This window comes from Novosphingobium sp. KN65.2, assembly GCF_001368935.1.
Lineage (GTDB): Bacteria > Pseudomonadota > Alphaproteobacteria > Sphingomonadales > Sphingomonadaceae > Novosphingobium > Novosphingobium mathurense.
The window spans coordinates 1-1,653 of record NZ_CCBH010000086.1; the positions used below are offsets into that span (position 1 = coordinate 1).

Annotated in this window: 1 protein-coding gene; it reads left to right on the top strand. The window is 63.3% G+C overall.

From position 1 onward, the window contains the following. The first annotated feature begins 131 nt into the window (after positions 1-131). Positions 132-1,481, top strand: a complete 1,350-nt coding sequence (locus SPHV1_RS03465) for an IS1380-like element ISSp1 family transposase (protein WP_013039775.1) — start codon at positions 132-134, stop codon at positions 1,479-1,481. The last annotated feature ends 172 nt before the right edge of the window (positions 1,482-1,653 follow it).

Genomic DNA, 1,653 nt, shown 5'->3' on the forward strand with positions numbered 1-1,653 from the left:
TAGCCCGCCTTATTCACCAAAAGTGTCCTGAAGGGTTGGCGGGAGTGGCGTAAGCCTCTGATCTGAATTAGGAACTGGGTGTCTAAGCCGAACCTGCCGCAGGGCAGAAAATGCCACGGGCCACACCCGCCATGAACGATGATATCGCAAGCTCATTTGGATTCCCAGCAGTCGGCCGCAAGAAAATCACAGCTGCGTTCGACGGTGGCCGGCTTACCTCGGATGGCGGTGTTCTACTGCTTGCACAGGCCGAGCGCGCGATGGGGATTTGCCAGCGCCTGGCGGCTTGTATTGCCGATCCGCGCGATCCAGCGCGGGTGATCCATCGCCTGGATGACATTCTGCGTGCCCGTGTGTTCGCGATTGCGTGCGGCTATGAGGATGCCGATGATCTCGATGCTCTGCGCGACGATCCAGGCTTCCGCCTGGCGCTCGGCAAGCTGCCGGAATCGGGCGCGGGGCTGGCCAGCCAACCGACGATGAGCCGGTGGGAAAATGCACCGACTACGCGCGAACTGGCCAGCATGATGGCCGCGATGATCGACATCTACTGCGCCAGCTATCCCGCCCCTCCGACAGCGGTCACGCTGGATATCGACGACACGTGCGACGTCGTGCATGGCTATCAACAGCTCTCGTTCTGGAACGGGCATCATGGGGAGCGCTGCTTCCTACCGATCCATATCTACGACACCGCGACCGGCAGGCCGGTGGCCATGCTGCTGCGCACAGGCAAGACGCCTTCTGGAAAGGAGGCGGCGGGGCACATCCGACGCCTGGTGCGTCACCTGCGCCGTAATTGGCCCGATACCCACATCACTATCCGCGGCGACGGGCACTATGGTCGACCCGAGGTCATGGCCTACTGCGATGCGGCCCGCGTCGATTACGTGTTCGGCCTGCCCACCAATTCAGCGCTGCGCGCCGATCCCGCCATTGTTGCGGTCGCCGATGCCTGCGCGGTCAAGCGCGCCCAGCGTCAGTGTCCCGTCCTGCGCAACTATGCCGAGACCCGCTATGGGGCAAAGACCTGGAAGTGCCAGCGTCGCGTCGTTGCACGGATCGAGGCCAGCACGCTGGGCATGGACATCCGCTATGTCGTCACCTCGTTGGCAACAGGATCGGCCGAGCACATCTACGACACGCTCTACTGCGCGCGTGGTCAGGCCGAGAACCTGATCAAGCGCCACAAGTCCCAGCTCGCCAGCGACCGAACCTCGTGCCGCTCGGCCAATGCCAATCAGATGCGCCTGATACTGCACACTGCCGCATACTGGCTGCTATGGCGCATCCAGCAGGCGATGCCCAGGACCGCTGCTCTGGCAAGCGCGGAGTTTACCACCTTGCGCCTGCGGCTGCTCAAGGTCGCTGCGCGCGTCGTAGAAAGTGCTAGCCGCATCCGCATTGCCTTCGCTTCCGCCTGTCCGGATGCCGACCTGTTCCGCGCCCTCGTTCTCCGGCTGAAGCCTGCGCCGACGTAGCCCATGCGGCAGCGCCGCAGAACTCCGAGCCCAGCCCTTCAACCCGAAAAGCCCATCAATCCGAATGCGGTGAAACAAACGCCAGCGATGCCGGTCGTCCGCGCAATACAGCCAGCCGCAGCAAATGCCCAGAGCGGGCCCGAAACCGAGCGTCGTGAATAAGAGAGGCTAG